7 protein-coding genes and 1 pseudogene are annotated in these 8,104 nt (G+C 67.4%); 7 read left to right on the forward strand and 1 reads right to left on the reverse strand.

Annotation, left to right across the window (positions count from 1 at the left end; translation table 11 throughout):
- The first annotated feature begins 209 nt into the window (after positions 1–209).
- The 6 genes from ABIC21_RS18670 to ABIC21_RS18695 all read left to right on the forward strand — a co-directional run bounded on the left by ABIC21_RS18670 (position 210) and on the right by ABIC21_RS18695 (position 6,874).
- Positions 210–1,799 (forward strand): fumarylacetoacetate hydrolase family protein, encoded by a 1,590-nt coding sequence (locus ABIC21_RS18670; protein WP_354351872.1) that lies wholly within the window; start codon positions 210–212, stop codon positions 1,797–1,799.
- Entirely contained in the window at positions 1,792–2,487 is a 696-nt protein-coding gene (locus ABIC21_RS18675) for a GntR family transcriptional regulator (RefSeq protein WP_354351873.1), read from the forward strand. Before ABIC21_RS18670 ends, ABIC21_RS18675 begins: the two co-directional genes overlap by 8 nt.
- An 88-nt stretch (positions 2,488–2,575) precedes the next feature.
- Entirely contained in the window at positions 2,576–4,129 is a 1,554-nt protein-coding gene (hpaE, locus tag ABIC21_RS18680) for a 5-carboxymethyl-2-hydroxymuconate semialdehyde dehydrogenase (RefSeq protein WP_354351874.1), read from the forward strand.
- A 74-nt stretch (positions 4,130–4,203) separates the two neighbouring features.
- Positions 4,204–5,289: a 3,4-dihydroxyphenylacetate 2,3-dioxygenase gene (gene hpaD / locus ABIC21_RS18685; protein ID WP_354351875.1), complete on the forward strand. Its 1,086-nt coding sequence runs from the start codon at positions 4,204–4,206 to the stop codon at positions 5,287–5,289.
- Between the two features lie 2 nt (positions 5,290–5,291).
- Complete coding sequence (gene hpaH, locus ABIC21_RS18690) at positions 5,292–6,077, forward strand: 2-oxo-hept-4-ene-1,7-dioate hydratase (RefSeq protein ID WP_354351876.1); 786 nt, start codon at positions 5,292–5,294, stop codon at positions 6,075–6,077.
- Positions 6,062–6,874 (forward strand): HpcH/HpaI aldolase family protein, encoded by an 813-nt coding sequence (locus ABIC21_RS18695; protein ID WP_354351877.1) that lies wholly within the window; start codon positions 6,062–6,064, stop codon positions 6,872–6,874. The genes hpaH and ABIC21_RS18695 overlap by 16 nt, the downstream gene beginning before the upstream one ends.
- A 92-nt stretch (positions 6,875–6,966) precedes the next feature.
- Here the strand turns inward: ABIC21_RS18695 and ABIC21_RS18700 are convergent, their stop codons facing one another.
- Positions 6,967–7,536 carry a GNAT family N-acetyltransferase gene (locus ABIC21_RS18700; protein ID WP_354351878.1) on the reverse strand — a complete coding sequence of 190 codons (570 nt, stop codon included), beginning with the start codon at positions 7,534–7,536 and terminating at the stop codon, positions 6,967–6,969.
- Positions 7,537–7,834: 298 nt separating this feature from the next.
- Here ABIC21_RS18700 and ABIC21_RS18705 point away from each other — a divergent pair.
- A pseudogene (locus tag ABIC21_RS18705) lies at positions 7,835–8,104 on the forward strand (hypothetical protein); the annotation flags it as partial.

Raw genomic sequence — 8,104 nt, forward strand, 5'->3', positions numbered from 1 at the left:
GCGCGGTGTGGCGGTCTGTCGCCGTCGCTAGGTGTTCGATATTAGAACATGACGTTCGATAATAGAATTCTTGCTTCCAACCAAAACTGTACGCAGATATGACGTGGGTTACAAGTGCCGTCAGATCGCCCCGGACGGAGGGGTTGACGATCCGAGGTTCCTGGGCAATAGTCTTCGTATACGATTTCGTACTCGATGAGGAGTCATTCTTGGAACAGGTCACCGACCACACCCTGGCAGCGGCCCGCAAGGTCATCGCGGTGCATATCAACTATCCCAGCCGGGCAGCCCAGCGCGGCCGTACCCCTGAGCAGCCGTCGTACTTCCTGAAGCCCTCCTCGTCCCTGGCCCTCAGCGGCTCAACGGTGGAGCGCCCGGCCGGCTGCGAACTCCTCGGCTACGAAGGCGAAATCGCCCTGATCATCGGCAAGCCCGCCCGCCGCGTGGGCATCGAGGACGCCTGGAACCACGTCGAGTGGGTCACGGCCAGCAACGACCTCGGCGTCTACGACCTCCGCTACGCCGACAAGGGCTCCAACCTCCGGTCCAAGGGCGGCGACGGGTTCACGCCCGTGGGCCCGGGACTGATCGCCGCGGACGCCGTGGACCCCTCAGCCCTGCGGATCCGCACCTGGCATAACGGCGACCTGGTCCAGGACGACACCACCGGGGACCTCCTCTTCCCCTTCGCCCGTCTGGTCGCCGACCTGTCCCAGCTGCTCACGCTCGAGGAGGGCGACATCATCCTGACCGGCACCCCCGCCGGGGCGTCGGTCGCCAAGCCGGGCGACGTCGTCGAGGTTGAGGTCAGTGCCGCCGTCAGCACCGGGAGTACGACGGCGGGTGGCGCCTCCTCCGGCAGCATCACCACGGGCCGCCTGATCACCCGGGTGGCGGAAGGCACGACGCCGTTCGCGGACTTTGGCGCGCAGCCCAGGACCGATGACCTGCAACGGGAGGAGGCATACGGCTCGCGCGCGGCCGCCGGGCTGGGCGCCTTGGATGCCGCCGTCGGACATGTCCAGTCATCAGGGGCGCCGGCCGCCGCCGTCGGGCATGCCCAGTCATCAGAGGCGCCCGCCGCCGTCGGGCATGTCCTCCCGCCCGAGCTGAAGGCGAAGCTGGAAAGCGTCTGCACGGCCACCCTGTCCTCGCAGCTGCGCAAGCGCGGCCTGAACAACGTCAGCATCGACGGCCTCACGTCCACCCGCCCGGAGAAGCGGATCGTGGGCCTGGCCCGGACCCTGCGCTATGTGCCCAACCGCGAGGACTTGTTCAAAACGCACGGCGGCGGCTTCAACGCCCAGAAGAAGGCCATCGATTCCGTCAACGAGGGCGAGATCCTGGTGATGGAGGCGCGCGGCGAGAAGGGCACGGGCACCATCGGCGACATCTTGGCCCTGCGCGCCCAGGTCCGCGGCGCCGCGGCCATCATCACCGACGGCGGCGTCCGCGACTTCTCCGCCGTGGCCGCGATGGACATGCCCACCTACTACGCCAACCCGCACCCCGCTGTCCTGGGCCGCCGGCACATCCCGTGGGACACGGACATCACGATCGCCTGCGGCGGCACCACCGTGCAGCCCGGGGACATCATCGTGGCCGATGCGGACGGCATCCTGGTGATCCCGCCGGCGCTGGCCGCGGAGCTCGCGGACGATTCCATTGCGCAGGAGCGCGAGGAAACGTTCATCGCCGAGATGGTGCAGCAGGGCCACAGCGTGGACGGCCTCTACCCCCTGAATGCCGAATGGCGGGCCCGCTACGAGAACTGGGAAGCCGGCAAAGCCAATGAATGACACCGCCGCCGCCGTGGGCGCTCCTACCACCACGCCGACGACCACGCACGCCACCAGCAAGTCCGAGCAGGCCTATGCGGCCGTCAAGGCCCGGATCGTGGACGGGAGCTACTCCCCCGGCTACCGGCTGGTGCTGGCGAAGATCGCCGAGGACCTGGGCGTCAGCGTCGTGCCGGTCCGGGAGGCCATCCGCCGGCTGGAGGCCGAGGGCCTGGTGAAGTTCGAGCGGAACGTCGGAGCCACCGTCGCCGGGATCGACCCCACCGAATACCTCTACACGATGCAGACCCTCAGCATCGTCGAGGGTGCCGCCACGGCCCTGTCCGCTCCCCTGATCGGGCCGGCCGACGTGGCCCGGGCCCGGGCCGTCAACGCCGAGATGCGCGAATGCCTGGAGCACTTCGACCCGGTCCGGTTCACCCGGCTGAACCAGGACTTCCACAGCATCCTGTTCGAGAACTGCCCCAACCCGCACATCCTGGACCTGGTCCACCGGGGCTGGAACCGCCTGGCATCGCTGCGGTCCTCAACGTTCCGCTTCGTCCCCCGCCGCGCCCACGAATCCGTGGACGAACACGAGGCCCTGCTCCGGCTCATCGAGTCCGGCGCCGGCGCCGACGAGATCGAAAAAGCCGCCCGCCTGCACCGCTCCGCCACTCTGGACGCCTACCTCGCCCACAGCACCTAAAGCAACGCGGGGTCACTTGGCGCCCATAAAGCGCCCCCGGATGGGCCGCAAGTGACCCCGCGTTGCAGTATCAGTAAGGAAGACAACAATGACGTTTACTGCTCCTGTTACCACCACCACTGCTCCCGTTAGCACCGCCCACTACATTCCGCAGGACCTGACCACCCACATCCAGCACTACATCAACGGCGAATTCGTCGACTCGGTCGGCGGGGCGACCTTCGACGTCCTGGACCCGGTGTCCAACACCAACTACGCCACCGCCGCCGCCGGCCAGAAGGAGGACATCGACCTCGCCGTCGCCGCCGCCCGCTACGCGTTCACCAACGGCCCCTGGCCGAAGATGAAGCCCCGCGAGCGTGCCCGCGTCCTGAACCGGATCGCCGACGCCGTCGAGGCCCAGGAGGCCCGGCTCGCCGAGCTGGAAACCTTCGACACCGGCCTGCCGATCACCCAGGCCAAGGGCCAGGCCCTCCGCGCGGCGGAGAACTTCCGCTTCTTCGCGGACCTGATCGTCGCGCAGTTCGACGACGCCATGAAGGTCCCCGGCGCTCAGATCAACTACGTTAACCGCAAGCCGATCGGCGTCGCCGGCCTCATCACGCCCTGGAACACGCCGTTCATGCTCGAGTCCTGGAAGCTGGCCCCTGCCCTGGCCACCGGCAACTGTGTTGTGCTCAAACCGGCCGAGTTCACCCCGCTCTCCGCCTCGCTGTGGGCGCAGATTTTCAAGGATGCCGGCCTGCCCGACGGTGTGTTCAACCTGGTCAACGGCCTCGGCGAGGAGGCCGGCGACGCGCTCGTGAAGCACCCTGACGTCCCGCTGATCTCCTTCACCGGCGAGACCACCACCGGGCAGACCATCTTCCGCAACGCCGCGGAGAACCTCAAGGGCCTCTCCATGGAGCTCGGCGGCAAGTCCCCGTGCGTCGTGTTCGCCGACGCCGACCTCGACGCCGCGATCGACTCGGCCCTGTTCGGGGTCTTCTCGCTCAATGGCGAGCGCTGCACCGCCGGCTCCCGGATCCTGGTGGAGCGCGCCGTGTACGAGGAATTCTGCGACAAGTACGCGGCGCGGGCGAAGAACATCGTGGTCGGCGATCCGCACGATCCCAAGACCGAGGTGGGCGCCCTGGTCCACCCGGAGCACTACGCCAAGGTGGCCCGGTACGTGGAGATCGGCAAGTCCGAGGGCCGGCTGCTGGCGGGCGGCGGCCGCCCGGACCACCTCCCGGAGGGCAACTACATCGCGCCCACCGTGTTCGCCGACGTCGCCCCGGACGCCCGGATCTTCCAGGAGGAGATCTTCGGCCCCGTCGTCGCCATCACCCCGTTCGACAGCGACGACGAGGCGCTGGCCCTGGCGAACAACACGAAGTACGGCCTGGCCGCCTACATCTGGACCCAGAACCTGACCCGGGCGCACAACTTCTCGCAGAACGTCGAGGCCGGCATGGTGTGGCTCAACAGCCACAACGTCCGCGACCTCCGCACCCCGTTCGGCGGGGTCAAGTCCTCCGGGCTCGGCCACGAGGGCGGCTACCGCTCCATCGATTTCTACACCGACCAGCAGGCCGTTCACATCACCCTGGGCACCGTCCACACCCCCAAGTTCGGCGCCACCCCCGAATCCGGTTCCTAGGCGACGCAGCCGCCCAAGCCCGCCGACCGCCGTCGAACATTAACCAGACCCCCTTTCAACGAAGAGAGAATCCCATGAGCAACATCATCCCCAAGCCCTCCGTCCCGGCCCCGGACATTGTCCGCTGCGCATACATGGAAATCGTGGTCACCGACCTGGCGAAGTCCCGCGAGTTCTACGTTGACCTGCTCGGCCTGCACGTGACCGAGGAGGACGAGAACACCATCTACCTGCGCTCCCTGGAGGAGTTCATCCACCACAACCTGGTGCTGCGCAAGGGACCCATCGCCGCCGTCGCCGCGTTCTCCTACCGGGTGAAGTCCCCCGCCGAGGTGGACGCCGCCGAGGCGTACTACAAGGAACTCGGCTGCCGCACCGAACGCCGCAAGGACGGCTTCACCAAGGGCATCGGCGACTCCGTCCGCGTCGAGGACCCGCTGGGCTTCCCCTACGAGTTCTTCTACGACGTGGAGCACGTCGAACGCCTCACCCAGCGCTACGACCTCTACTCCGCCGGCGAACTGGTCCGGCTGGACCACTTCAACCAGGTCACCCCCGACGTCCCGCGCGGCCGCAAGTACCTCGAGGACCTCGGGTTCCGGGTCTCGGAGGACATCCAGGATTCCGACGGCGTCACGTACGCCGTCTGGATGCACCGCAAGCAGACCGTGCACGACACCGCCCTGACCGGCGGCAACGGCCCGCGCATGCACCACGTCGCGTTCGCCACCCACGAGAAGCACAACATCATCCAGATCTGCGACAAGATGGGCGCCCTGCGCATCTCCGACCGGATCGAACGCGGCCCCGGCCGGCACGGCGTGTCCAACGCCTTCTACCTCTACATCCTGGATCCGGACGGCCACCGCATCGAGATCTACACCCAGGACTACTACACCGGCGACCCGGACAACCCCGTCATCACCTGGGACGTCCACGACAACCAGCGCCGCGACTGGTGGGGCAACCCCGTGGTCCCGTCCTGGTACACCGAGGCATCCCTGGTCCTGGACCTCGACGGGAACCCGCAGCCCGTCGTCGTCCGCGAGGAGAAGAGCGAAATGGCCGTGACCGTGGGCGCCGACGGGTTCTCCTACACGCGCAAAGACGGGGCCCCTGAAGGCGACCGGACGGGGTTCAAGCTCGGGGCGCAGCTGTAGCCATGCTGGATGCCAAGACGATCGAGGCCATCGCCGATGAGCTGCTGGAGGCCGGGCGTTCGCGGACGCCGGTCCCGCTGCTGACCGCCCGCTATCCGGGGATGACGGTCGAGGACTCCTATGCCGTCCAGCAGCTGTGGCGGCGGCGCAACGAGGATGCAGGGCGGAAGCTGGTGGGCCGCAAGATCGGCCTCACGTCCAAGGCGATGCAGGCCGCCACCGGCATCACCGAGCCGGACTACGGCGCCATCTTCGATGACATGGTGCTGGAGACGGGCTGCTCCGTTGCGTGGGACCAGTACAGCCATCCCCGGGTGGAGGTGGAGCTGGCGTTCGTGCTGAAGAAGGACCTGGCCGGCCCCGGCTGCACCATCTTCGATGTCCTGAACGCCACGGACTACGTCATTCCGGCGCTGGAGATCCTGGACTCCCGGATCGAAATGGAGGGCCGCACCATCGTGGACACCATCTCGGACAATGCCGCGATGGGGGCGATGGTGATCGGCGGCAACCCGGTCCGCCCGGATGCCGTGGACCTGCGCTGGGTCTCGGCCATCCTCTACAAGAACCAGACCGTGGAGGAAACCGGCGTCGCCGCCGGGGTCCTGGACCACCCGGCCAACGGCGTCCACTGGCTGGCCAACAAGATCGCCGCCCACGGGGACGGCATGAAGGCCGGCGACATCATCCTCGCCGGCTCCTTCACCCGGCCCCTCTGGGTGTACAAGGGCGACACCGTCCACGCCGACTACGGACCCCTGGGGGTTGTCACATGCCGCTTCGACTAGAACCCACGTTCCGGGACGCCCTGCGCAACCAGCTGGGTGAAGCCGGCCGCCCGCTGGCCGGGATGTGGGTCTGCTCCGGCAGCCCCCTGGTGGCCGAACTCTGCGCCGGCTCCGGCCTGGACTGGCTGCTGGTGGACGCCGAACACAGCCCCAACGGGCTCGAATCCATCCTCGCCCAGCTACAGGCCGTCAACGGCTACCCGGTCCAGGTTTTGGTGAGGCCGCCCGTGAACGACACCGTAGTGATCAAGCAGTACCTGGACCTGGGCGTCCAGAACCTGCTGATCCCGATGGTGAATTCGGCGGCCGAGGCGGAAGCCGCCGTGGCCGCCACCCGGTACCCACCGCACGGGGTGCGCGGCGTCGGTTCCGCCCTGGCGCGCGCCGCACGCTGGAACCGGGTCCCCGACTACCTTGCCCGCGCTTCCGAGACCATCAGCGTCACGGTCCAGATCGAATCCACGGCGGCCGTCGCCGTCGTGGAGAACATCCTGGCGGTCGACGGCGTGGACGGCATCTTCCTCGGGCCCTCCGATCTCGCCGCCTCCATGGGGCTGTTGGGCCAGCAGGAACATCCCGAGGTGCGCGCCGCCGTCGAACACTGCCTGACCGCCGCCACCGCGGCCGGCAAACCCGCCGGGGTGAACGCCTTCAACCCCGACACCGCGCACCACTACCTGGCCTCCGGGGCCTCGTTTGTGCTGGTGGGCGCCGATGTGGCGCTGCTGGCCCGCGGCTCCGAAGCCCTCGCCGCCGCGTTCATCAAGCCCGCCGGCGGCGCCCCCTCCAGTTACTGACGCGCGTCTTCACCGGTTCGCCACGAATGGCCGCCATGGGAGGTCCCGTGGCGGCCATTCGTGTCAGACGGGCGGCCCTCAGCGCGGTGGCCCTAAGCCGGGTGCCGGGACTTCCATTCGTGCTCGAGGATGGCGTAGACGACTTCGGTGGCCCACTGGCCCTTGTAGTGCCACTTGTCCACCTGGGTGGATTCCAGCCGCATGCCGAGGCGTTCGCACAGCGCCGCGGACGCCGTGTTCAGGGCATCGAGCTTGGCGTCAATCCGGTGAAAATGAAGCTCCTCGAAACCCAGCTGCAGCAGGGCCTCGGCGGCCTCAGTGGCGATGCCCTTACCGCGGGCTTCCGGCGCGAGGCTCCAGCCGATCTCGGCCTGGCCGCAGCCCGGCAGCCACTTGAGTACCACCTCGCCAAGCAGGCCGGGCGATTCCGCGGCCTCGATGGCCAGGCAGATCCAGTCGCCCTCCTTCTCGAAGACGAAGTTGGCGTACTTGCCCACGGACTCCATGGACTTGGTGTAGCTCTTCGCCTCCCCAGGCAGGAACCGGGCGGTCTCGGGCAGCGAATGGTAGGCGTGGTACGCGTCCAGATCCCCTGCCTCGAAGCGGCGCAGCACCAGCCGTTCGGTCAGGATGGGCAGCGGGAGGGGTTTGGGTTCCGTCATGCCCCCAACGCTACCCATCGACTGCTCCACAAGGGCCCTTATGAGCCCGCAAAGGGCAGTTACGGAGCAACCGATGAGAGGGGGAAGCATCGAATGCTCCACAGACGCCCTTTTGAGCCCGCAAAAGGGCCGTTACGGAGCAACCGTTGAGAGGGGGAAGCCATTGCTCCACAAGTGCCGTTTTGGGCCCCCAATAGGGCTGTGGAGTCTCATGACTTAATGGACACTTCTGTCTCAAGTCATCGTGGACAGTGTGTCTCAGGACATCGTGGACACTCGATGGCGTTTTGCTCATCTCATGAGCGAACGCAATCTGGATATGAAGGTCCGTCATCTCGTAGCGTCGTGGCCTGAGGATGCCCCTCGGGGTTCAGGGACGGCGTTCTGCCGCAAGCACAAAGTCTCCCGGGCCTGGTTCTACAAGATCAAGGCCGCTGCGTCCGCTCAGGGGCCGATGAAGGCCATGGAGATGCGCTCCACGAAACCCCGGACCAGCCCGGCCCAAGTCACCCCGCGGATGGTCGAGTTGGTCCTGGACACGCGGGAAACCTTGAAGAGGATGGGCCAC

It is taken from the genome of Pseudarthrobacter sp. PvP090 (assembly GCF_040547365.1).
Classification (GTDB): domain Bacteria; phylum Actinomycetota; class Actinomycetes; order Actinomycetales; family Micrococcaceae; genus Arthrobacter.

Bases quoted from the DNA above. Each gene is read 5' to 3' on its own strand.
- ABIC21_RS18695 (WP_354351877.1), top strand. From the start codon at position 6,062: ATGCCGCTTCGACTAGAACCCACGTTCCGGGACGCCCTGCGCAACCAG.
- ABIC21_RS18675 (WP_354351873.1), top strand. From the start codon at position 1,792: ATGAATGACACCGCCGCCGCCGTGGGCGCTCCTACCACCACGCCGACG.
- hpaD (WP_354351875.1), top strand. From the start codon at position 4,204: ATGAGCAACATCATCCCCAAGCCCTCCGTCCCGGCCCCGGACATTGTC.
- hpaH (WP_354351876.1), top strand. From the start codon at position 5,292: ATGCTGGATGCCAAGACGATCGAGGCCATCGCCGATGAGCTGCTGGAG.
- ABIC21_RS18700 (WP_354351878.1), bottom strand. From the start codon at position 7,536: ATGACGGAACCCAAACCCCTCCCGCTGCCCATCCTGACCGAACGGCTG.
- hpaE (WP_354351874.1), top strand. From the start codon at position 2,576: ATGACGTTTACTGCTCCTGTTACCACCACCACTGCTCCCGTTAGCACC.